Source organism: Actinomadura nitritigenes (assembly GCF_017573545.1).
Classification (GTDB): Bacteria; Actinomycetota; Actinomycetes; order Streptosporangiales; family Streptosporangiaceae; genus Spirillospora; species Spirillospora nitritigenes.
The window spans coordinates 309,201-332,885 of sequence record NZ_JAGEOK010000004.1 but is presented as its reverse complement, the minus strand read 5'-3'; the positions used below and the strand labels follow the sequence as shown (position 1 = coordinate 332,885).

Sequence of the window (23,685 nt, the reverse complement as noted above, 5' to 3'; positions counted from 1 at the left end):
GTCAATCGCGGTCTCGGCCGCGATGTTCGCCGCGGTGCGCGGCGGGGCCGTCGGCCCCTGCCCCGGGTGGGCCGCCGGGTTCTGCGGCGCCGGAGGCCCCTGGGGGTGCTGGGGCGCCGGGGGCCGCTGATGGCGCGGCTGCTGGGGGTACGGGGGCTGCTGGCCCCGCGCCGGGTAGCCCTGCGGCGTCTGCTCCGGGTAGCCCTGAGGCCCTGGACGCCCCTGAGGACCCGGGTAGCCCTGCGGAGGACGTCCCGGGGGCGGGCCCTGCGGTGGACCCTGCTGAGGGCCCTGTCGCGGGTCCGGCGGGGGGCTCGGCGGCGGAGGCCCCTGCGGGCGGTACTCCGGACCCCGGGAACCCGGACCCTGGGAACCCGGGACCGGGGAATCCGTTCCCCGGTTCTCCGGTCTCTGCTGGTCCCACTCCGGTCGACCCGTCACCGGCTGCCTCCGCTTTCCGGCGGCGCCTCGCTCTGATGGCCCGCACTCCGACGCCCACGAAGAGTACGGCAAGTCCGCCACCGGTGATGAGCAGGGAGAGCCGCCCGTAACCCGTGGTGCGGACCATGATGACGACGCTGCTGAAGACCCTGTTCGACCCCGGGTCGCGCAGCTCCAGCCGGACGTTGAAGGTGCCGTTGCCCGCCGCCTGCGCGGGGAACCAGCGCTGCACCTGCTCCCCCGGGCGGAGGTCGATGACGTCCTCGCCCTTGTCGAGCTTGCCGAGCTGCAGCTTGGCGGGCGTCACGGACGTGGCGACCAGCCGCACCCGGACCGCCTGGCCGTGCAGCGTGTTCTTGACGGTGACCGGCAGCTTGCCGGAGCTGCCCGCCATGTTCGCGCGCCGGTTCTTGGTGGTGACGATGTGGACCCGCGCCATCTCGTGGTCGACCTCGTTCGACAGCTCGATCCTGGCGCTGCGGGCGCGGGACGGGGTCGTCCGCCAGGAGGCCGACTGCACGCGCAGCAGGGCGCGCTCGTAGGACACGCCGATCGGCGCGGTCATGATCGCGCGGAACCGGGCGGCGCGCCGGGCGATGGCGGTCACCTGGTCGAGGTAGGCGGCGCCGAGCTCGTACTTCTGGTACTCGTCGTTGTAGGCGCGCAGCTCCCGGGCCTGCGCGGGGGCCCGCTCGATCTTGTCGAGGCCCGTCGCGCGCAGCCAGCCGGCGCCCTTGGTGAACTTCAGCAGGTCGCCGGCGAGGCCGGGGGCGGGGTTCCAGGTCCGGTCGGGGGCGATGACGAGGGTGCGCTGGACGTTGGGCGCCTCACCGGCGATCACCGCGGTCTCGGCGAGGAACCGCTGCTCGGTGAGCACCGTGCCGCCGGGGGTCCGCGAGTTCGCGCTGACGATGTCGTTCAGGCCCGAGTCGTAGATCAGCGCCTTGCGGGTGCCCTGGTGGGCCGTCTGGATCGCGCTGGTGGCGTTCGCGGGCACGCCCGCGGGCAGGTCGCCGAACTGGAGGTCGCTCATCAGGAACGGCCCGCCGTTCTTGAGGCCGTACTTGGCGAGCGCGTCGAGCGTGTCGGGGCCCGCGACGCCGTACGGCGGCCACGCGTAGCGGGCGTCGGGCGCGCGGCCGAGGACGTCCGACGCGACGCCGGTGTTGCGCGGGTCGAACGCGGTCGCGATCGGGCCCGTCATCTTGTTGCGGGCGAGCGCCACGACGTCGGGGTCGGCGTAGGGGAGGGTGAAGTAACGGCCGCCCTTCGCCGCGTTCCGCAGCGCGGCCAGCCAGGCGGCCGCCGCGGGGCTCTTCTTCACCGCCTTGGCGGCCGTCTGCCCGCCGGGCGTCAGCACGTGGTAGCCGTGCTGCGCCATCTCCCGGACGTCGTCGAGGAGGGCCGGGTCGATCGCCCAGGTCACCGGGGTCCGGGGATTGGCCGCGACGGCGCCGACCAGGTCGTTCAGCCGGCCGGTGCCGGCCACCTCGCCGGCGAGCCGGTCGTCGAGGAAGACCGAGTCGCCGGCCCGGTGCTGCCGGTCGGCGAGGGGCAGCACCCAGCCGACCGCGACGGGCTTGAAGTGCGTCTGCTTCGGCATGAACGTCACGAACGTCGTCACGCCGCCGACGACCTGCTGGGCGGAGTTGAGGACCTCGACGCCGACCGGGTAGACGCCGGGCGTGGCGCCCGGCGGGATCAGGTGCAGCGCCGTGACCGGGACCTTGAACTGCCAGTCCTGCTTCCCGCCCGCGGCGGCCGCCTGCGGGATCTGCTTGGCCTGGCCGGGGAAGGGGAGCTGGTTCGCCGTCATCCGGGCGTACTGGTCGAGCTGGCTGCGGCTGGTGATCGGCTGGCGGCCGAAGCGCAGCCGCACGGTGGTGCCGGCGATCGCGTGCCCGGACCGGTTCTGCGCCGTGCCCCGGATGTCGAGCGTGGAGTTCGCCTTCAGCGGCTTGGGGCTGACCTTGGTCAGCGCGAGGCCGACCTGGCTGCGGGCGTGCGCCGCGTCGGGCGAGCCGGGCTGCGCGGCCTGCGGCCCCGCGGCTTCGGGCTGCGCGGCTTCGGGCGAGGCGGCTTCGGGTTGTGCGGCGCCGGGCTGGGCGGCCGCGACCGGGAGGAGCGCCGCGTCGGCGGCGAGCGTGCCGGGGAGCGCGGCGGTGCCCGGCGCGGCGGCGAGCGCGGGGCCCGCGCCGACCGCGAGCCAGGGCAGCAGGGCGGCCAGCGTCACCGCGCGTCTGACCGCTCTCACGCCGTGCCCGCCCTCACGCCGTGCCCGCTGACAGGTCCGCCCGGCGGCCGCCCGGCGCCGGGCCGGCCTCGGAGCGGAGGTCGTTTTCCCGCACCACGGCCCCGATGGTAGTCGGGACCGGCGGGGCGGCGGACTTCCGAGGCGGATCAGCCCACCGGATGGCGCCGTCCGGGCGTGTTCGGCCCGCCGTGCCGCGGCGCGGGCGCCGGAACGCCCGCCGGGGCGCCGAGATCGACCGGCTCGGCCTGGCACAACGCGGCGAGGTCGGGGCCGCGGATGCCGAGCGCCGTGGACGGCTCGCCGGTCGGGGTGTAGACGACGCCGGGGCCGGGCGGGCCGTCCACCAGCCGCCGGTCGATCAGCAGCGGCATCGACTCCGGCAGCAGCAGCGGGCAGACCAGCCCGGCCGCGTACTCGGTGACGGCGTTGACCAGGTCGGCGCGGGCCGGCCCGATCCGCCGGGCGCCCATGGCGCGGCGGACCGATTCGGCGGGCGGCCGGTCCCCCGCCCGGACGATCACCCCGGTGAGGAAGCGCCGGCCCGGACGCGCGTCGTCGGGGCCGGAGTCGTCACAGGCGAAGACGCGCGTCACCAGGCACCGGTCCGCCGGCAGGCCGAGCGCCTTCGGCAGCTCGTCGGCGTGCGCGATCCCGATGGGCAGGCGCACGATCTCGTGCACGGCCTCCCACTCGAGCAGCGCGCGGTGGAGGGTGAGCGCGTCCTTCATGTTCTGGCTCCGTCCTGCGGGGGGAACGTCCCGCACATCCCCGTGCCGGTCTCCCTGTGCCCCCGTAGGTCGCACTCTGCGGGGAATGTCCCCACATACCCGAGGTGTTCGGATCAACACTCGCCGAACGGCAGGTGAAGCCTCCCGACGGGCCTGACCCGCAGGTGCGGCGGACCGTACCGCCTGGGGATCCCGCTACCGTTGTGCGTACGGGAGGCTCACCGGCGGTCGCGCCGGCGGCATCGGGGTGCCCAGAACGTGACCCGGGGCCGACGCCGTGTGAAGGGCCCGGACCCGCCGAAAGTCCTTTGTCAGCCCGCTCACCAAGGAAATACGCTCGATGGCCGTGCTCGACCAGGTGCCCGACGACAACGAGAACCCCAGCGCCACGGCGCGGCGCAGGACCGCGATCGCGGAGCTGCTGCGCCGGATAGCGCCGGTCGCCGACGAGCTGGGCGAGCGGTTCGCCGCCGCCGGGTACGAGCTGGCGCTGGTCGGCGGGCCGGTCCGGGACGCGCTGCTGCGCCGCTCGTCCAAGGACGTCGACCTGACCACCGACGCGCCGCCGCAGCGGATCCTGGAGATCATCGACGGCTGGGCGGACGCGGTCTGGACGATCGGCATCGAGTTCGGCACGGTCGGCCTCCGCAAGGACGGCCACGAGCTGGAGATCACCACCTACCGCAGCGAGTCCTACGACCCGAAGTCCCGCAAGCCGGAGGTGTCGTACGGGACGTCCCTCGTCGAGGACCTGCGCCGCCGCGACTTCGCGGTGAACGCGATGGCGGCGCGGCTGCCCGGGTACGAGTTCGTCGACCCGTTCGGCGGCCTCACCGACCTGCAGCGCAAGGTGCTGCGGACGCCGGGGAAGCCGGAGGACTCGTTCAACGACGACCCGCTGCGGATGATGCGCGCCGCCCGGTTCGCCGCGCAGCTCGGCTTCACCGTCGCGCCCGACGTCGTCCAGGCGATGAAGGACATGGCGGGCCGCATCGAGATCGTCTCCGCCGAGCGGGTGCGCGACGAGCTGTCCAAGCTGATCTGCGGCCGGTACCCGCGCGAGGGCCTGGCGCTGCTGGTCGACACGGGGCTCGCCGCGCACGTGCTGCCGGAGCTGCCGAAGCTGCGGCTGGAGATCGACGAGCACCACCGGCACAAGGACGTCTACGAGCACTCGCTGATCGTGCTGGAGCAGGCGATCGCGCAGGAGGAGCAGGGGCCCGACCTCATCCTGCGGCTCGCGGCGCTGCTGCACGACATCGGCAAGCCGCGCACCCGCCGGTTCGAGTCCGGCGGCCGGGTGTCGTTCCACCACCACGAGGTCGTCGGCGCGAAGATGACCCGCAAGCGGCTGACCGCGCTGCGCTATCCGAAGGACGTCATCGCCGACGTGTCGCGCCTGGTGGAGCTGCACCTGCGGTTCCACGGCTACGGCACCGGCGAGTGGACGGACTCGGCCGTCCGCCGGTACGTCCGCGACGCCGGTCCCCTGCTCGCCCGGCTGCACAAGCTGACCCGGGCCGACTGCACCACCCGCAACAAGCGCAAGGCCGACCGGCTCCGCCGCACCTACGACGACCTGGAGGCGCGGATCGAGCGGCTCGCCGAGGAGGAGGAGCTCGCCTCGATCCGCCCGGAGCTCGACGGCAACGAGATCCAGGCGATCCTCGGCATCAGGCCGGGGCCGCTCGTCGGCCGGGCCTACAAGTTCCTCCTCGAGCTGCGCCTCGACCAGGGGATGGTCGGCAAGGAGGCCGCCGAGCGGGAGCTGCGCCGCTGGGCCGCCGGCGAGGGGATCGAGCCCGACCCGCCCGCCGGGGCGGCCGCCGGCCCGACGGCCTCGGAGGAGGAGTGATCCCGCTGCAGCTGGGCCGGATGAGCCCGGCCGAGGCCGAGCGGATGCTCGCGTTCGACCGCGAGCACATCTGGCACCCGTACGCGCCGATGCCCGCGACGGCGCCCGTCCAGCCCGTTGTGTCCGCGGACGGCGTCCGGCTCACCCTCGCCGACGGCACCGAGCTGATCGACGGGATGTCGTCGTGGTGGGCCGCGATCCACGGCTACAACCACCCGAAGCTGAACGCCGCCGTCACCGGGCAGCTCGGCAAGATGGCGCACGTGATGTTCGGCGGGCTGACCCACCCGCCCGCCGTGCGGCTCGCCGAGCGGCTCGTCGAGCTGACGCCCGAGCCGCTCACGAAGGTGTTCTTCGCCGACTCCGGCTCCGTCGCCGTCGAGGTCGCGATCAAGATGGCGATGCAGTACTGGCGGTCGCAGGGCCGCCCGGAACGGCACCGGCTGCTGACCGTCCGCGGCGGCTACCACGGCGACACCTTCGGCGACATGGCCGTCTGCGACCCCGTCAACGGCATGCACCACCTGTTCGGCGACGTCCTCGCCCGGCACGTGTTCGCGCCGGTGCCGCCGCTCGGCTACACCGCCGACCCCGACCAGGCGTACCTCGACGAGGTCGCGAGGCTCGCCGCCGAGCACGCCCACGAGCTCGCCGGGATCATCGCCGAGCCGATCGTCCAGGGCGCCGGCGGGATGCGCTTCTACGCCCCCGAGTACCTGCGCGCGCTCCGCGACATCGCCGACGAGCACGGCCTCCTGCTCGTCCTGGACGAGATCGCCACCGGGTTCGGCCGGACGGGCGAGATGTGGGGCTGCGACCACGCCGAGGTGGTCCCCGACATCATGTCCGTCGGCAAGGCCCTGACCGGCGGGTACATGACGATGGCCGCGACGCTGTGCACCGACCGCGTCGCGCACGGCATCACCTCCGGCGAGGCGGGCGCGCTCATGCACGGGCCGACGTTCATGGCGAACCCGCTCGCCGCCGCCGTCGCGTCCGCGTCCATCGACCTGCTGCTGTCCCGCGACTGGCGGGAGGAGGTCGACACCATCGAGGCCGTCCTCACCAGCGAGCTGTCCGGCGCCGGGGAGCTGCCCGCGGTCGCCGACGTCCGCGTCCTCGGCGCGATCGGCGTGGTCGAGGCCCGCGAACCCGTCGACGTGACCGCCGTCCAGGAGCTCGCGATGGCCCACGGAGTCTGGCTCCGCCCGTTCGGGAAGCTGGTCTACACGATGCCGCCGTACGTGTGCACCGAGGACGAGGTCGGGCACATCGGCTCCGCCCTCTACGCGATCGCCGAGTCCCTCTGAGCCGAACCGGGTAACGGCCGGGAAACACACGATCAGATTGCCTCTCCTCACCAGTTCGCCGCTGTGAGGGGAGAAGCAGGATGGGCATGAACCGACGTTCCGCGCTCGGGGTGATGGGGACCGTACCGCTCGCCGCGGGAGGGCTGCTGGCGGCCACCGGAACGGCGAGTGCCGGCGGCGCCACCGGGCGGGCACGGATTCCCGCAGGTCTGCGGCCAGGTGGCGAGTTCGACCGGTTCGTCCGGCAGCAGGCGGCCAACGACCGTTTCTCCGGCACCGTCCTGCTCGTGAACCGCGGGAGGACCGTGCTCTCCAGGTCCTACGGGATGGCCGACAAGGAACGCTCCATCCGCAACGGGCCGGACACCGTCTTCGCGCTCGCCTCCGTCAGCAAGGTCTTCGTCGGGGTGGCGGTCGCGCAGCTGGCCGAGGCGGGGAAGATCGCCTACGAGGCCAAACTGGGCACGTATCTCGACGGGTTCCCCGCCGAGATCGCCGACACCGTCACCGTGCACCAGATGCTCACCCACACCTCCGGCATGGGGGACTACCACCAGGAGAACCCCGAGTACCCGCGACTCCAGGACACCTGGACCAGCGCCGACCAGGTCATGGACGGCACCATGGCGCTCATCCGCCGGAACAGGCTGCACTTCACGCCGGGAACGGGCTACCTGTACAGCAACTCGGCCTTCGTCACGCTGGGCGCGATCGTGGCGAAGGTGTCCGGCCTGTCCTACTACGACTACGTCCGCCGGTACGTCTTCAAAGCGGCGGGGATGACCGGGGCGGACTTCTACGCCCGGCCGCAGGCGCGGAACGACCGGCGCATCGCCCACCCCTACACCACCACGTCCTCGGGGCAGCGCGAGGATCTGGCGGGACGCGACTTCATGGGACTGCCCGACGGCGGCGCCTTCGCCACCGCGCCGGACATGGCGCGCTTCACCTCGGCCCTGAACGGCCACAAGCTCCTCAGCCGTCTCCACACCGAACTCATCACCACCCCGAAGGTGCCGATCGCCACGCTGCCCCCCAAGGACGGCAAGCCCGCCAAAACGATGTTCGCGGGATACGGGCCGGACAGCGCGCTCGTCAACGGGCAGCGGATCCTCGGCCACAACGGCGGTTCCCAGGGCATCGACACCGCCTGGTACACCTACCCGTACTCGGAATGGACCACCGTGATCCTCTGCAACTACGACGCGCAGACCAGCGCACCGATCGAGTCGCTCCTGGAGAAGCTGATCCTCGCGCAGGACGCCTAGTCCCGCACCGGGACGGTCTTCGGGGCGCGCACCGACGCCGTCCAGAACGCCGCGGCGCCCGCCGCGTACGCGACGACCACCGCGACCAGGGTCATCGACGCGACCCCGTCCGACGGCAGCCAGGTCGCCGCGAGCGCGGCGGCCGCGGCGAACGTCGTGTTGAACAGCATGTCGTAGACCGAGAACACCCGGCCCCGGTACGCGTCGTCGATCGACTCCTGGAGCGTCGTGTCGACGCACAGCTTCACGCCCTGCGACACGACGCCGAGCCCGAACGCGCCCGCCGTCCACGCCGTCTCGGAGAACGGCAGGCCGAGCAGCAGCATCCCCGCCGCCGCGGCGGCCAGCAGCAGCGCGATCCACGCCTGCTTGCTGATCCGCCGCACCACCGGCGGCGTCACGAGCGCCGCCGCGAAGTACCCCGCCCCCGACACGCCCAGCATCAGCGCCAGCGTCGCCAGCCCCTCGTCGGCGTCGCCGGCGAAATGGCCGCGGCACAGCAGCAGCGTCATCATCAGGATGATCCCGTACAGGAACCGGTGGAACGAGATCGCGCCGAGCGCCAGCGCCGCCGGCCGCCGTCCCGCGATGTGCCGCGCCCCGTCGGCCAGCCCGGACAGCACCGCGCCGAACGCGTCCCGCACCCCCGGCGCGCCACGCCCGGGACCGCGGCCCGCCAGCGCCTCCGCCTCCGCCGGGTACGGGCCGAGCAGCCCGCGCGGCAGCAGCGTCGCGATCGCCCCGGCGGCCAGGTACATCCCCGCGGCCGACGCCAGGATCAGCGCCGTCCCCCGCTCCCCGCCGCCGAACAGGGTGCGCAGCAGGTAGCCGGTGCCGCCCCCGACGAACGCGATCACCGTCCCGCTCGTCACCGAGAACGCGTTCGCCGTCACCAGGTGCTCGCGCCGCACCACGTGCGGCAGCGCCGCCGACAGCGCCGACAGGAAGAACCGGTTGACGCCGAGCACCACCAGCACGGCCAGGAAGAAACCGGCGCCGTCCCGCCCGCTCGCGACCAGCGCCGCGACGAGCAGCACGACCATCGCCCGCAGGACCGGCGTCCACACGAGGATCTGCCGCCGCTGCCACCGGTCGATGAACACCCCGGCGAACGGCCCGAGCGCCGAGTACGGCAGCAGCGTCACCGCGAACGCCGCCGCGGCCTTACCCGCCGTCGCCTGCCGCTCCGGCGAGAAGAACACGTAGCCGGCCAGCGCGACCTGGAAGACGCCGTCGGTGAGCTGGGACGTCAGCCGCGTCGCGTACAGGCGGCGGAAGTCCCGCCCCCGCACGATCGCGCCCAGCTCACCGGCTTTCACCTGATCAAAGTACCTGGGGCGGCGACCCCCGCGACCCCCGCGACCCGCGCGACCCGCGCGACCCCTCCGCTAGGACAACCACAGCCTCGTGTAGTCGTAGCCGGCGGCCGTGGGGACGAACACCGCCCCGTGGACCCGCTCCGAACGGAAGATCGTGTGCGCGCGGTCGAGGAGCGGGACGATCGCCGCGTCCGCCATGATCAGCTGGTCGGCCTGCTGCCAGTAGCCGGCCGCGTGCCCGGCGTCCGTCGCCGTGAGCGCGCTGTCGATCAGCGCGTTGACCTGCGGATTGTTGTAGCCGCCGTAGTCGGTGGAGTTCTGCCCGTAGCCGCGCCCGTCGAACAGCGGCTGGATGATCGAGCGGCCGTTGTTGCCGTACCAGTCGGGCGTCCAGCCGGGCGCGGCGATGTCCCACTGGCCCTCGCGGGCGCGCGCGGGCGTCGCGATGGTGCTGGAGTAGAACGAGCCGCCGGTGTCCGGGGTGAGCCGGGTGTCGACGCCGCACGCGGACAGGTTCTCGGCGATGGACTGGGCGATGAGCTTGTGGACGCTGTTGGTGCGGTACGGGAACTTCAGCGTGAGCTTCCGGTGGCCCGTCTTCGCCAGGAGTTGCCGGCACTTGCCCGGGTCGCCCAACTCGTTCGGCGTCGGGTACGGGTTCGACGCGGCGTAGCCCGAGTTGCCCGGCGGGATCACGGTGTGCAGCGGCTGCGCCACCGACGGCCCCCCGACGATCTTGATGAGGGCGCTGCGGTCGACCGCGTACTCCAGCGCCTGCCGGACCGCCCGGTCGCCGAGCGCGCCGCCGTTGTTCGGGCTGCGCAGGTTGAACACCAGGTAGGGGCTGTTGTTCGGGGTCTCCCGGATGGCGAAGCGCGGGTCGTCGCGCAGCCGCGGGATCGCCGACGTCGGGACGGGCTGGTCCCACGCGAGATCGGCGGCGCCCTGCTCGATCTGCTGCTGCACCGTCTCCGGCGAGTCCTGGCCGAGGGTGATCTGGATCCGCGCCACGTGCCGCTCGCGGATCGGGTCGGCGTCCTGCCGCCAGACCGGGTTCCGCGTCAGCAGGTAGGAGATCCCCGGACGGTACTGCTCGAGCCGGTACGGGCCGTCCGAGATCATGTGCTGCCGCAGCTCGGGGCCGTCGGGCACGTACGCGTCGTACTCGCGCGGCGCGGCGGCGGTGAACGGCAGCGACAGCAGGTTGAGGAAGTCGCTGGCCGGGTGCTTCAGCCGGAACACGAGCGTCCGGTCGTCCTTCGCGCGGACCCCCTCGATCGGGTGGCCGTGCTGGTAGGCGGCGATCGCCCGCGCGTCCCTGGCGTTCACGCCGCCGAAGCCGCGGCAGAACCCGTCCATCCCCTTGATCGTCGAGATGTAGTAGCCCTTCCCGGCGGACGGGGACGCCGGGTTGCACAGCCGCTGGAACCCGCGGACGAAGTCCTGCGCGGTCACCGGCCGCGGCGGCGAGGTGTCCCACATGAGGCCGTCGCGCAGCCGGATCGTGTAGGTGCGCCCGTCCTTGCCGATGTCGCCGTTCTCCCTGCTGGGCAGCCGGGCCGCGGCGTCCGCCTGGACGGCGAGGGTCTCGGCGAAGTCGTTGGACGCGCGGGTGGCGAACAGCGTCCGGGCGAACGTGCGGGCGAGCCCGTACCCGCCGACGCTGGCGACCGACGCGGTGTCCAGGTGCTCGACGTCGGACGAGCCGACGATCCGGAGCGTCCGGCCGTCGCGGGGCGGGCCGTCGGCGGACGCGCCGTCGCCCCCGCCGCCGCACGCGGCCAGCCCGACGGCGAGCCCGGCGATGCCCGCCGTCACCTTGATCACCTCGCGCGCCATGTCGTCCTCCAGTCCGGCACCCGGCAGCTGGTCTGCGATAACCGGCGGTGTCACAGTAGGGCCAGAGCGTGACAAAGAGCCGCTACATCACCGTTTTATGTAGAGAAGTAAGTACGCCCTGACAGCGGGATGTCCACTGTCAGGGCGTCCTTGGAGAGCTTTGTGACGAGACTCTCAGCGCGCGGAGGTCCGCTGGATCAGCGCTCGACCTCGCCGGCGATGAACTTCTCGACGGCCTGGCGGGCCTGGTCGTCGTTGTACTGCTCCGGCGGCGACTTCATGAAGTAGGAGCTGGCGGACAGGATCGGGCCGCCGATGCCGCGGTCCTTGGCGATCTTCGCGGCGCGGACCGCGTCGATGATGACGCCGGCGGAGTTCGGGGAGTCCCAGACCTCCAGCTTGTACTCCAGGTTCAGCGGGGTGTCGCCGAAGGACTTGCCCTCCAGGCGGACGTACGCCCACTTGCGGTCGTCCAGCCACGGCACGTGGTCGGACGGGCCGATGTGCACGTCGGCCTTCGCCATCTCGTGCGGGATCTGCGAGGTGACCGACTGCGTCTTGGAGATCTTCTTGGACTGGAGCCGCTTGCGCTCCAGCATGTTCATGAAGTCCATGTTGCCGCCGAAGTTGAGCTGGTACGTGCGCAGCAGCTCGACCCCGCGGTCCTCGAAGAGCTTCGCCATGACGCGGTGCGTGATGGTGGCGCCGACCTGCGACTTGATGTCGTCGCCGACGATCGGCACGCCGGCCTCGGTGAACTTGGCGGCCCACTCGGGGTCGGAGGCGATGAACACCGGCAGCGCGTTCACGAACGCGACCTTGGCGTCGATGGCGCACTGGGCGTAGAAGCGGTCGGCCTCCTCCGAGCCCACCGGCAGGTACGACACCAGCACGTCGACCTTCGCGTCCTTCAGCGCCTGCACGACGTCGACCGGCTCGGCGTCGGACTCCTCGATGATGTCGAGGTAGTACTCGCCGAGGCCGTCGAACGTGTGGCCGCGCTGGACGGTCACGCCGGTCGGCGGGACGTCGGCGAACTTGATGGTGTTGTTCTCGCTGGCGTGGATGGCCTCGGACAGGTCCATCCCGACCTTCTTGGCGTCCACGTCGAACGCGGCGACGAACTCGACGTCGCCGACGTGGTAGTCGCCGAACTGGACGTGCATGAGGCCGGGGACCCGCGTCTCGGGGCTCGCGTCCTTGTAGAACTCGACACCCTGGACGAGCGAAGAGGCGCAGTTGCCCACACCCACGATGGCTACGCGCACGGAACCCATCCGATTGCTCCTTAATTCTCTTGCGGTTGCGATCCTCGCCCGCCCCGGAGGGCGAACGCCACCACTGGCGGGACCTGAGGTGGAGTTCACCCGTCCCAGGTGGGGCCGCTCCTCAGCGGCCCTTGTCCCGAGGCATGTCCTTAGTGCTTTCGAAAGATCTGGCTTGCTGTTCCTGCTCGGCCCGCTCGCGCCCGATCAGCTCGTTGAGCCAGCGGACCTCGCGCTCGACCGACTCCAGCCCGTGGTTCTGCAGCTCCAGGGTGTAGGAGTCGACCCGTTCCCGGGTGCGGCCGAGGGCGGCGCGGACGGCCTCCAGGCGTTCCTCGAGCCGGCTGCGCCGGCCTTCGAGGATCCGCAGCCGGACGTCGGCGCGGGTGTGCGAGAAGAAGGCGAAGTGCACGCCGAACCCCTCGTCCTCCCAGGACGCCGGACCGGCCTCGGTCAGGAGGTTCTGGAGCCGTTCCTTGCCGTCGGCGGTGAGCTTGTAGACGATCTTCGACCGGCGGCTCTGCAGTGCGAGCGTCGCGTTCGGCTCCTCCGGCCGGTCCTCGACGATCAGCCCGTTGGCGAGGAGCTGCTTGAGGCACGGATAGAGGGTCCCGTACGAGAAGGCGCGGAACATGCCGAGCAGGGTGTTGAGCCGCTTGCGCAGCTCGTACCCGTGCATCGGGGACTCGTGGAGCAGGCCGAGCACGGCGAGCTCCAGCACGCCCGCGCCCTTCTTGCCCGCCATCGCGAATCCCTCCGCAGAGTCGATGTCTCCGTTCGATGTATCGAGTGAATGTATCGGCTCGATACATCGCCAAGATACGTACCGGACCGCATCATGGCAAGCCGCCCGCCGAAAACGGGGCTGTTCGAGGTGATCTGCCGGCGCGGGCGCGGGCGCGGCCCGCCGCGCCGGGACGGGCGGAGGCGACCGCGGAGCCCGCCGAGATGGGCCGCGAATACGGCGAATTCAGGGTGTATGTGGTGGAAGTGTGCCAAAGTGGCGACTGGAACCACCTGACCGTGTCCTACGTCCTCGGCCGCGGGGAGCAGCGCCCCGAGCGGTGACCAGGTAAGGAGGATCAGCCGAGGAGAGGGCGTCCGACCAGCAGGAACGGTCTCCGCCCCTGCACCGTGCTCCCCCCGCTCACCAGCCCGCACAGTACTCTTCGGACGGCGCACGAGTCGCCGCGGCACCGGAGCCCCCTCTGGTACGCACGGCATGCCGCCCGTCGTCGTCCCCTGTTGATGAGGTCGCGTGAGTAATCCAAGCCAGCCCCGACCGGAGTCCGGGTCGCCAGGGCCGGGCGGGCACCAGATCCCCCGTCTCGGCCGAACCGGCGAACCGGAGGTTCCGGACGCCCGGAGCCGTGCCGGCGACGCCGACGCCGGCGGACCGACGCCCCCGCCTCCGCCGGCCGCGCCCGGCCAGAGCCCCGGGCCGCTCGGCTCCCCGCCGCCGCCCGTGGACCCCGCGGGGATCAGACTCGACGCGACCGCCGTCTTCGGCCCTCCGCCGTCCGGCTCGCCTGGTTCGTCCGGTTCACCCGCTGCAGCGGGGCCGGGATCTGCTGCTCCCGCGCCGCCGTCCACCGGCCCGGCGAGCCTCCCCGGGCCGGCCGGGCCCGTGAGCCCGCAACCGGGCGCCGCCTTCCTCCCGGACGACCCGCTCGGCTCGTCCTTCATGGGGAGCGCCGCCGGCGGAGGCCAGGGCGGCGCGGGTGCCGCGGAACGGAGCAGCACCCCGAACGACTACGGCGGTGACCCGCTGGGGCAGGGTCCGGCCTTCGGATCCGCGACGCCCGCGTACGGCCCGTCCGCGTCCGGCCCGTCCGCCGGTCCCCCCAGGGATCCTCTCGGCCAAGGGCCGCTCGGCGCTCCCGCCCCGTCCGGGCCCGGCGCTCCCGGTCCCTCCGGCGGCGCCGGTTCGCCCGGCCCGCTCAGCGCTCCCCCTGGCAACGCGGGTCCCCCGGCGGGCGGCGATCCCGGGCCTCTCACCATGCCCGACCTCCACGGCGCCGCGATCTCGCCGCACCCCGGCCCGTCCGGTCCCGGCTCCGCGCCCGGTGCGCCGCGGTCGAACGGTCCCGCGGGCCCGGGTGGTCCGATGGGCTCCCCCGGTGGCCTGGCCGGCCCGGGGGGTCCGGGGGGTCCAGGTGGCCCGGGCGTGCCGATGGGGCCCGGCGGTCCCGGCGGTCCCGGCGCCCCGGGCGGTCCCGGAGGCCCGGGCGGTCCCGGAGGCCCGGGCGGTCCCGGAGGCCCGGGGGGCCGGGGCGGTCCGGGTGGTCCCGGCGGGCCGGCCGGATTCAACTCGCCCGGAATGCCCGGCGGTTTCGGTGCACCCGGCGGCGCCGGTGGTGCGGGCGCCGCGGGCGGTGCCGGATCAGGTGTCGGCGCGAGCGTCAGCGCGGGAGTGACCGCGGCGCTCGGCGCGGTCAGCGGCGTCCTGGCCAAGTTCCGCAGCGGCGGCACACCCGGCGGCCCCGGCGGCCCCGGCGGCCCTGGCGGCCCTGGCGGACCGGGCAGGCCCGGTGGTCCCGGCGCGCCCGGCCGGCGGGCCGCGAAGAAGGGCTTCGTCGACCATCTGCGGTCGCGCAGCACGGGCTGGCGCCGGTTCCTCCCGTCGTGGAAGGTCGTGGCCGGGGTCTTCCTGCTCGGCGTCGCCGGCGTCGTCACCATGATCGGGGTGGCGTACGCGAACACGCCGACGCCCGCGGAGCCCACGGTGGCGGGTGTCGAGGACCAGGCGTCGATCTTCTACTACACCGACGGCACCGAGATCGGCCGGATCGGCAAGAAGCGGCAGAGCGTCGAGCTGAAGCAGGTCCCGACCTTCGTGCAGGACGCGGTGCTCGCGGCGGAGAACCGCAGCTTCCGCACCGACCCCGGGTTCTCGATCAAGGGCACGGGACGCGCGGTGTGGGTCAACCTGACCGGCGGCCACGGCGGCGGCTCGACGATCACGCAGCAGCTCGCGAAGAACTACTACTCCGACCCGAACAACCGGACGATGAGCCGGAAGTTCAAGGAGCTGTTCATCGCGGTGAAGCTCGACAAGAGCCGGTCCAAGGACGAGATCCTCAAGCTGTACCTGAACACGATCTACTTCGGCCGCGACACCTACGGCATCCAGGCCGCGTCCCGCGAGTACTTCGGCGTCAACGTGTGGCAGCTCAAGCCGGACCAGGCGGCGCTGCTCGGCGGCATGATCCAGGACGCCAACCGGGACCCGGCCGACAAGGCCAACCAGGCGTACGTGACGAGCCGGTACCAGTACACGCTCAAGGGCATGGTCTCGATGGGCAAGCTGTCGAAGGCCGACGCCGACAGGTACATGCAGCACGTGCCGAAGGTGAAGGGCGCGGGCACCGGCGACCAGCTGTACGGCGGCCAGCGCGGCTACATGCTGATGCGCGCGAAGGAGGAGCTGCGCCGGGAGCACATCGACCAGAAGGAGCTGACGACCAAGGGCCTGCGGGTCTACACGACGTTCGACCGCAAGCGGATGGCGATGGCCAAGCAGGCCGCCGAGCACACCGTCACGCAGGTGAACCCGAAGAAGCTCGCGAAGAAGGGCATCCGGGTCGGGCTGGTGTCGGTGAACACCGCGAACGGCGAGGTCGTGGCGTTCTACGGCGGGCCGGACTACCTGCAGCAGGCGTTCGACAACGTGTGGAGCGGGTCGGCGCAGGCGGGGTCGGCGATGAAGCCGTACGTGCTGGCGACGGCGCTGAAGCAGAACTACAGCCTGAAGAGCATGGTCGAGGGCAAGTCGAAGACCCCGATCGATCCCGCCACCGGCAACGTCGTCCCGAAGGGGACGCCGGGCGCGGTCGTGGTGCCGAACAGCCATGACGTGGCGCCGGCCGTCGACCTCGTCACGGCGTTGAAGGAGTCGGTGAACACCGCCTTCATCCAGCTCATCGCGAAGGTGGGCGTCCCGGAGACGATCGAGACGGCGGAGGACGCCGGGGTCGCGTCCACCATGCTGGAGGGCTACAAGCACCAGCTGAACCTCGCGCTGGGCGTCAACGACATCCGGCCGATCGAGCAGGCGGCGGGCTACCAGGCGTTCGCCAACGGCGGCGTGTACCACGAGCCCCACGTGATCCGGCTCGTCAAGCAGAGCGACAACCGGACCCTGCGGCTGAAGCCGAAGGTCACGTCCCGGCGGGTGTTCGACCCGAAGGTGGCGGCGGACGCGACGTACGCGCTGCAGCAGGTCATCAAGAGCGGCACGGCGACGGCGGCGGCGCTGCCGGACGGCCGTCCCGCCGCGGGCAAGACGGGGACCACCGACCGGAACGTGTCGTCGTGGTTCATCGGGTTCGTCCCGCAGGTGTCGACCGCGGTGACGATGTACAACGACAAGCTCGGGCCGGACCACCGGAAGCAGTCGGTGGTGCTGCCGCAGATCGGCGAGGTCGAGGGCGGGACGATCCCGGCGCGCATCTGGCGGTCCTACATGGCGCAGGCGACCAGGGGCATGGACATCGAGCCGTTCCCGAACCCGGTCTGGGGCGGCATCGTCCAGAAGTGGGCGAAGCTGCCGCCCAAGAAGAAGAAGCACGACAACCGGCCGCCGTGGTGCAACAGCCCGATCGGCAAGTACGACCCGCGCTGCCAGGGCGACGGGAACGGCGGGAACCAGGGGAACGGGCAGCCGTGCCAGTCGCCGTTCCAGACCGACTGCGACCCGAACAAGCCGCCGAGCGACCTGCCGCCGAAGTGGTGGTGCACGATCCACCGGGGCGACCCCGCGTGCCGCAAGCAGCGGGGCGGCAACCAGCCGAACAGCGCGGCGGTGGCGCCGCTGCTGCCGCTCGCGAGGCCGCCCGAATGAACCGGCGGCGACCGAACCGGGCACGAGCGGACCGGCCGGGGATGAACCGGCGGGGGCGTCCGCGCACGTATTCATGGCCGACGGCCGGGCCCCGTCCCGCAGGGAGACGGGACCCGGCCCGCCCCGGCCGCGACCAGAGCCCCCTCGACGGATCGGGGTGTGACATGAGCCATGTCCGCGGAACGCCGTGCGGCGCGGTGGCGGACGTCGCGCACCCCGATGCGCCGGGGCAGGCCGGGCCACGGCGGGGCAGGTCGTCCCGCCCGCCCGGCCCCGCCCGTCAGCGGTCCGGACATCCCGGACTCAACGGGCACGTTCCAGTGCGTTCGTCCGGGACGGGGGAGGGCGTCGTTCCTCCCCCGCCCCCTACGCCTCCGGGCGAGCAGTACGCTCGGACGACGCAAAGCCGTACCCCAGTTGATGAGGTCGCGTGAGCAACCCAAGCCGTTACGGACCCGAATACGGAGAGGGCCCCCCTCCGAGGAGGGGCTCCCCCCGCCCCGGCGCCCCGGGCATGTCCCAGGGCGGGCCGCGCGGGGGTCAGGGCACGCCGCGCGGAGCCCAGGGGGCGCCGCGCGGCTCGCAGATGGGCGCGCCGACGCCCGGGAGGGCCGCGCCGCGGCCCGGCGCGCGGCCGGCCGGGCGGGGCGCGGGTCCCGCGCGGACCGGCGGGCCGGGCGGCCCCGGTAATCCCGGTGGCCCCGGAGGGCGGCGCCGCGCCGCACCGCCGAACGCCATGCGGTCCGGGCCCGGCGGCCCTGGAGGTCCGGGCGGTCCGGGGGGGCCGGGCGGCCCCGGAGGGCCGGGCGGTCCCGGCGGGGGCGGCGGCGGACGCAGCGGCAGGCGCGGGCGGCGCAAGGAGAAGCCGAAGAAGACCGGCTGGCGCAAATACGTCCCGAACTGGAAGATCGTCGTCGCGGTCGTCACGGTGAGCATCCTCGGGATGGCGACGCTCGTCGCGGTGGCGTACGCGAACACCCCGATCCCGCAGGCCACGCAGAAGGACGCCACCAAGCAGGAGGCGGTGATCACCTACGAGGACGGCAAGACGACGCTCGCGCGGGTCGGCATGCACCGCCAGATCCTGCCCCTCAAGCAGATCCCCGACGTCGTGCAGCACGCGGTGCTCGCCGCGGAGGATCGCGAGTTCTACAACGAGCCCGGCATCTCGCCGAGCGGCATCGCCGGCGCGCTGTACCGGGCCGCGACCGGGGGGGACGTCAACGGCGCCTCGACGATCACCCAGCAGCTCGCCCGCAACTACTACCAGGGCCTGAGCCAGGAGCGGACGGTCAGCCGCAAGCTCAAGGAGATCCTGATCTCGGTCCGGTTGGGCAACGAGAAGTCCAAGGACTGGGTGCTCGAGCAGTACCTCAACACCGTCCCCTTCGGGCGCAGCGCGTACGGTGTCCAGGCCGCGTCACTCGCCTACTTCCACAAGCCCGTCAAGGAGATCACCGCCCCGCAGGCCGCGATGCTGGCCGCCATGATCCAGCAGCCGGGCTACTTCAAGTCCTACGGTCCCGACACCGATCCGGCCAAGAAGGCGCTCATCGCCCGTTGGAACTACGTCCTCGACGGGATGGTCAAGAAGAAGTGGATGTCGCAGGAGGACCGGGCCAAGGCGACGTTCCCGAAGACGTACAAGAACTGGAGTGACGTCAAGGCCACGGGGCAGACCGGATACCTCACCGCCCGTGTCGTCAACGAGCTCAAGCAACTCGGAATCTCCCAGACCCGCGCCGAGACCGCGGGGCTGCGGATCAGGACGACGTTCAACAAGGACCTGCAGAACTACACCGCCACGGCCGTCAAGCAGCTCAAGCAGCAGAAGGGGTTCAAGAGCGACATCCACTTCGGGCTCACCGCGATCGACCCGAAGACCGGCGGGGTCCTGGCCGCCTACGGCGGTCCGAGCTTCGAGACCCAGCAGTTCGACGACTCTTTCCAGGGCGGTGTGCAGCCGGGTTCGTCGTTCAAGCCGATCGTGCTGGCCACCGCCCTCGACCAAGGCGTCAGCCTGAAGACGACGATGGACGGCCACTACCGCCGGACGATCAACGGTGCGACGTTCACCAACGACAGCCCCTCGGAGAACGGCGTCTTCGACCTCAAGCAGATGACGGCGAAGTCCATCAACACCGCCTACGTCGACCTGGGCCAGAAGGTCGGGCTCGACAAGGTGGTCGACATGGCGGTGAAGATGGGGATCCCGGCGAACACCCCGGGCCTCAATCCCAGCACGGGCCCCTACACCTCGCTGCCCCTCGGTGTCATCGACGCGACGTCCGTCACGATGGCGTCGGTGTACTCGACGTTCGCGGCCGGCGGCGTGCACCGTCAGGCGCACGTGATCCAATCGATCACCGACGTCAACGGCAATCCCGTCCGGAACGACGCGGGCAAGCTGCTGAAGAAGGAGCCCTGGGGCGACAAGAAGACCCAGGTGTTCAGCGCGGGCGTCGCGGCGGACGCCACGGAGGCGATGCGCGCGGTGGTCACGTCCGGTACCGGTAAGGAGGCGAGCCTCGGGGCCCGGCCGGTCGCCGGTAAGACCGGTACGTCCTCGCAGAACAAGTCCGCCTGGTTCGTCGGCTACACGCCGGACCTGGTGACGGCGGCCGCGATGTGGCGGCAGGACAAGAAGGGCAACCGCCTGTCCCTGGTCGGCGTCGGCAATTACAGCCAGGTCTACGGTGGTACCGTCCCGGCCGAGCTGTTCAAGATGTTCATGCTGCACGCGCTCGAGGGCAAGGACATCACGCCGTTCCCGCCGGCGGTCTACGGCGGCAGCATCGCCCCCTGGGCGGCGGCGAAGCCGGAGCCGACGACGTCGCCGACGACGTCCCCGACGCCGTCGAACACGCCGACCTGCACCAACAACGGCCAGGGGCAGCAGCAGAACGGGCAGCCCTGCCACAGCAAGTCGCCGGACCCGACGAACACGCCGACGGCCCCGGCGACGGGGCAGCCGTGCAACCGGCTCGGCATGCCTGTCGCCTGCGATCCGAACAAGCCGCCGACCAACCCGCCGCCGAAGTGGTGGTGCGACCAGCACCCTGACGCCACCGAATGCAAGCAGCAGAACCCGACCAGTCCGAACGGTTTCTGACCGCGGGTGCGTGAACGGAACGGCCCGGAGCCCATGGCGGCTCCGGGCCGTTCCGCTTTCCGGGGAGTTCGCCGGAGGACTTTCCCGAGGGTTTCCTGGACGTCCGGAGGCACGGGCGGTGCGCGGGCGCGTTCTTTGCGCGCCGACCAATAGTCTGCTGTCCATGTCGTCGTCTTTTGAGAGGGTCGCGATGGCCGGCGCCGGGGCCGGGGAGGGCCCCGCGCGGGAACGCGGCCGGGTGGCGCGGCTCGCGCCGGTCCTGGCGGGCGTCGCGGCCGCGGTGTGCGCGCTCGGCTGGCTGCAGAAACGGCCGTGCGCGTCGGTGAAGTTCGACTTCATCCAGACGACGAAGAACGCCTGCTATACGGACGTGTACCCGCTGTACTACGTGCGCGGGCTGAACGACGGGAAGATCCCGTACTTCGACTCGTTCACCGGCTCCGACATCCACCACGTCGAGTACCCGGTGCTGAGCGGCGGCTTCATGCAGCTCGTCGCGTGGCTGGTCAAGCCGTTCGGGGCCGGCGAGCGCGGGATGGCGTTCTACAACGTCACGGCGCTGCTGCTGGCGGTGCTCGCGATCGTCGCGGTGCTCGCGACGGCGTACGCGGCGGGGCGGCGGTCGCTGCGCGCCGGGCTGATGGTGGCGCTGTCGCCGTCGCTGCTGCTCACCGCGTACATCAACTGGGACCTGCTGGCGGTGGCGCTGGCGGCGCTGGGGCTGGCGGCGTGGTCGGCGCGGCGCCCGGCGCTGGCGGGCGCGATGCTCGGGCTCGCGATCGCGGCGAAGTTCTATCCGCTGCTGTTCCTCGGTCCGCTGGTACTGCTGTGCGTCCGCGCCGGGCGGTGGCGGGCGATGGGGCGGATGCTCGCGGGCACCGCCGGCGCGTGGCTGGCCGTGAACGTGCCGGTGATGGTGTTCGCGTGGGACGGCTGGGTCGAGTTCTACGGCTTCAGCCAGAAGCGCGGCATCGACTGGGGCTCGATCTTCTTCGTGCTGCAGGACCACGGGCTGTCCGGTCTCGCGTCCGACACCGACCAGCTGAACCTGGCGGGGACGGGGACGTTCCTCGTGCTCGCCGCCGGGATCGCGGTGCTGGCGCTCGCCGCGCCGCGCCGTCCGCGGCTGCCGCAGCTGATGTTCCTGGTGCTGGTCGCGTTCATGCTGCCGAACAAGGTCTGGTCGCCGCAGTACGTGCTGTGGCTGCTGCCGCTCGCGGTGCTGGCCCGCCCGAAGGTGCCGGCGTTCGTGGTCTGGCAGGTCGGGGAGATCATCTACTTCTTCGGCATCTGGTGGTACCTGATGTCGGTGTCGCTGCAGGTGCCGGGGGCGGACCTGTCGTCGACGCTGTCGGCGGCCGCGCACCTCGGCGCCCCGGCGGGCGGGATCAGCCACGACGTGTACACCCTCGCGCTGCTCGCCCGGTTCGTGACGGTGCTGGCGATGGCGGTGCTGGTGGTGTGGGACGTCCTGCGCCCGTCCGGCGACATCGTGCGGACGGGCGGCGAGGACGACCCGGCGGGCGGGGTGCTCGACGGCGCGGACGACGTCGTGTCGCTCCGCCGGTGGCGCGGCGCCCGGCACCTCGCCGTCGACACGGTCTGACACCCCGCCGCGCCGCGCCGGTGCGGTGTCCGGGCGTCAGCCGCGCAGCGCGGCGTCAGCGGCGCAGCGCTGCGATGAACCACTCGAACACCGGGACCAGCGAGGGCGGGACGGGCCAGCCGTTGATCACGGCGAGCAGCTGCCAGTACCGCTCGGCGCGCCGGTCGCTGCCGACCTCGAGGCGGTGCAGCAGCCGGGCGCGGAAGTCCGGGCCGTCCTGCTCGCCGAACGCGTCGGCGTAGGTGGCGGCGAGGCCGTCCACGACGGGACGGGCGGCGTCCGACGCCGGGTCCACGCCGCCGTCGATGGCCGCGCTCACCTTCTCGACGGTGACGGCAGTGAGGTCCTGCCAGCCCTCTTGGGCGCCGCCGCGCGCGGACTCCTCGGACTGGAACTCCGCCATCCGCCGGACGGCGGCGCGGAAGCCGGGGTCGCCGACCAGTTCCGCCAGCTCCACCCACGCGTCGACCTGCTCGGGCGACGGGTCGTCGGGCAGCTCCGGCAGTGCCGCGCGCATCTTCGCGGCGAACTCCGGGTTCACCTCCAGCCCGGCGAACGTCTCGTCGATGAATCCGGTGATGATCCGGTTGCGTTCCTCGTCGGACAGTTTGGCGAGCCTGTGCATCAGCTGGACCTCCTCTGGGGCGGAACCGCGCTTCGCCACCGCGCGCAGCACGGCCCGGCGCAGCCGGAGCGTGCGGATCTGCGCGTCGAGCGCCTCGGCGTGCGTCGCCGCGACGTCCCCGACGGTGACCTCGCGGGCCAGCACACGCCGCACGGTGTCGAGGTCGACGCCGAGGTCGCGCAGCGTGCGGACGAGGTCGAGGCGGGTGGCGGCCGCGATGTCGTAGAGCCGGTAGCCGGCCGGCGACCGGTCGGTCGGCGGCACCACGCCGGCGTCGGAGTAGAACCGGATCGTCCGGACCGGGAGGCCGGTCCGCCGGGCCAGTTCCCCGATCGTGTACAGGGTGTCGCCGTCCATGTCCTCCACCTTGCGGGTTCCAGTCGGTGGAGACTCAAGCCCGTTCGCGGGGCGTCCGCGAACCCGCCACGCCGCGACGCGCGGAGAGCGCGCACGGCGAGGCCGTGCGCGCTCTCCGCAGGGGATCGGTCAGCCGGCGTGTGAGGGGTCGGCGACGGCCGGGGTGGTGCCCTCGCGGCGGGCGCGCCGGGCGTCCTGGACGAACTCCTTGGTGAAGAGCGCGGACAGGGTCGCGACGCCGCCGCGGTGGACGCGGATCTCGCCGTGCTTGATCTCGCCGGTGATCCGGATCCGGCGCCCGCCGCCGTTCTCCCCCGTCCAGTCCTTGACGCGGCCCCGGCCGGTGTAGCGCAGGTCCCAGTGGTCGATCTCGGCGTCCTGCGGGACGAGCAGCTTGACCATCGAGTGGTCGATGCCGATCTCGATCTCGATGTCGCCGTCCGGGATGTGCGGGGAGCGCAGGTCGAGGACGGCCGAGGCGCGGCGGGCGCGCACCTCGAAGCGGCGCGCGCCGGTCCAGTGGCCGAGCTTCTTGACGGAGCCGTAGTAGGCGTGGACGCGCTCGGTGGCCTGGTCGCCGGCGGTGTTGTTGTCGGTGGTGGTGGTGGGCGTGGTGTTCATCTCTGGCTTCCTTCACGGAATCGGGCAACTACCTCGCTCCGAGAGCAGCTCCTCTTCAGAGTCTCTCGATATAAGAGAGATTAGGGTAGGGGGCGGCGCCCGTCAACCCTCGGGAAGGCCCGATCCGGGCCGAGCCGCGGCACGACGGGGCGGCCGCGGGCGCGTCGGGATCGCCGGGACGATTGCGGCGTCTTGAGGATTTCGTAGGTGAATGCCGGGGATGATCGCGGCCGGCGGGGCGC

At 72.3% G+C, this 23,685-nt stretch carries 15 protein-coding genes; 7 read left to right on the top strand and 8 right to left on the bottom strand.

Annotated features, from left to right (window positions below):
* Position 1: 1 nt before the first annotated feature.
* Both J4557_RS07840 and J4557_RS07835 read right to left on the bottom strand, forming a co-directional pair.
* A complete protein-coding gene (locus J4557_RS07840; protein WP_208265744.1) occupies positions 2–2,695 on the bottom strand; it encodes a DUF6049 family protein in 2,694 nt (897 codons plus the stop codon).
* A 146-nt stretch (positions 2,696–2,841) separates the two neighbouring features.
* Positions 2,842–3,423 carry an aminoacyl-tRNA deacylase gene (locus tag J4557_RS07835; RefSeq protein WP_208265743.1) on the bottom strand — a complete coding sequence of 194 codons (582 nt, stop codon included), beginning with the start codon at positions 3,421–3,423 and terminating at the stop codon, positions 2,842–2,844.
* A gap of 340 nt (positions 3,424–3,763) precedes the next feature.
* Here J4557_RS07835 and J4557_RS07830 point away from each other — a divergent pair, with 340 nt between their 5' ends.
* From J4557_RS07830 to J4557_RS07820, 3 genes are all read left to right on the top strand, one after another.
* On the top strand, positions 3,764–5,278 hold the full coding sequence (locus tag J4557_RS07830; RefSeq protein ID WP_208265742.1) for a CCA tRNA nucleotidyltransferase: 1,515 nt from the start codon (positions 3,764–3,766) through the stop codon (positions 5,276–5,278).
* On the top strand, positions 5,275–6,588 hold the full coding sequence (locus J4557_RS07825) for an adenosylmethionine--8-amino-7-oxononanoate transaminase (RefSeq protein WP_307799516.1): 1,314 nt from the start codon (positions 5,275–5,277) through the stop codon (positions 6,586–6,588). Before J4557_RS07830 ends, J4557_RS07825 begins: the two co-directional genes overlap by 4 nt.
* Before the next feature lie 86 nt (positions 6,589–6,674).
* A complete protein-coding gene (locus tag J4557_RS07820; RefSeq protein WP_208265741.1) occupies positions 6,675–7,856 on the top strand; it encodes a serine hydrolase domain-containing protein in 1,182 nt (393 codons plus the stop codon).
* Here J4557_RS07820 and J4557_RS07815 read toward each other — a convergent pair.
* The 4 genes from J4557_RS07815 to J4557_RS07800 form a co-directional block, all read right to left on the bottom strand.
* A complete protein-coding gene (locus J4557_RS07815; RefSeq protein WP_208265740.1) occupies positions 7,853–9,175 on the bottom strand; it encodes an MFS transporter in 1,323 nt (440 codons plus the stop codon). The genes J4557_RS07820 and J4557_RS07815 overlap by 4 nt on opposite strands.
* 69 nt (positions 9,176–9,244) lie before the next feature.
* Entirely contained in the window at positions 9,245–11,014 is a 1,770-nt protein-coding gene (locus tag J4557_RS07810; RefSeq protein WP_208265739.1) for an ABC transporter substrate-binding protein, read from the bottom strand.
* A gap of 197 nt (positions 11,015–11,211) precedes the next feature.
* Positions 11,212–12,291, bottom strand: a complete 1,080-nt coding sequence (locus J4557_RS07805) for an inositol-3-phosphate synthase (protein ID WP_208265738.1) — start codon at positions 12,289–12,291, stop codon at positions 11,212–11,214.
* A 112-nt stretch (positions 12,292–12,403) separates the two neighbouring features.
* Positions 12,404–13,024 carry a PadR family transcriptional regulator gene (locus tag J4557_RS07800; RefSeq protein WP_208265737.1) on the bottom strand — a complete coding sequence of 207 codons (621 nt, stop codon included), beginning with the start codon at positions 13,022–13,024 and terminating at the stop codon, positions 12,404–12,406.
* A gap of 44 nt (positions 13,025–13,068) precedes the next feature.
* Here J4557_RS07800 and J4557_RS50760 point away from each other — a divergent pair, with 44 nt between their 5' ends.
* From J4557_RS50760 to J4557_RS07780, 4 genes are all read left to right on the top strand, one after another.
* Positions 13,069–13,347: a DUF5318 family protein gene (locus J4557_RS50760; protein WP_307799513.1), complete on the top strand. Its 279-nt coding sequence runs from the start codon at positions 13,069–13,071 to the stop codon at positions 13,345–13,347.
* 1,345 nt (positions 13,348–14,692) lie between these two features.
* A complete protein-coding gene (locus tag J4557_RS07790) occupies positions 14,693–17,122 on the top strand; it encodes a transglycosylase domain-containing protein (protein WP_208265735.1) in 2,430 nt (809 codons plus the stop codon).
* A gap of 736 nt (positions 17,123–17,858) precedes the next feature.
* Positions 17,859–20,234 (top strand): transglycosylase domain-containing protein, encoded by a 2,376-nt coding sequence (locus tag J4557_RS07785; RefSeq protein WP_243775410.1) that lies wholly within the window; start codon positions 17,859–17,861, stop codon positions 20,232–20,234.
* A 163-nt stretch (positions 20,235–20,397) separates the two neighbouring features.
* Positions 20,398–21,840, top strand: coding sequence for a glycosyltransferase family 87 protein (locus tag J4557_RS07780; RefSeq protein ID WP_243775409.1), 1,443 nt, complete (start codon positions 20,398–20,400; stop codon positions 21,838–21,840).
* 55 nt (positions 21,841–21,895) lie between these two features.
* Here J4557_RS07780 and J4557_RS07775 read toward each other — a convergent pair whose 3' ends face one another.
* Positions 21,896–22,822: a MerR family transcriptional regulator gene (locus tag J4557_RS07775; RefSeq protein WP_208265734.1), complete on the bottom strand. Its 927-nt coding sequence runs from the start codon at positions 22,820–22,822 to the stop codon at positions 21,896–21,898.
* Between the two features lie 129 nt (positions 22,823–22,951).
* Positions 22,952–23,443, bottom strand: a complete 492-nt coding sequence (locus tag J4557_RS07770) for a hypothetical protein (protein ID WP_208265733.1) — start codon at positions 23,441–23,443, stop codon at positions 22,952–22,954.
* Between the last annotated feature and the right edge of the window lie 242 nt (positions 23,444–23,685).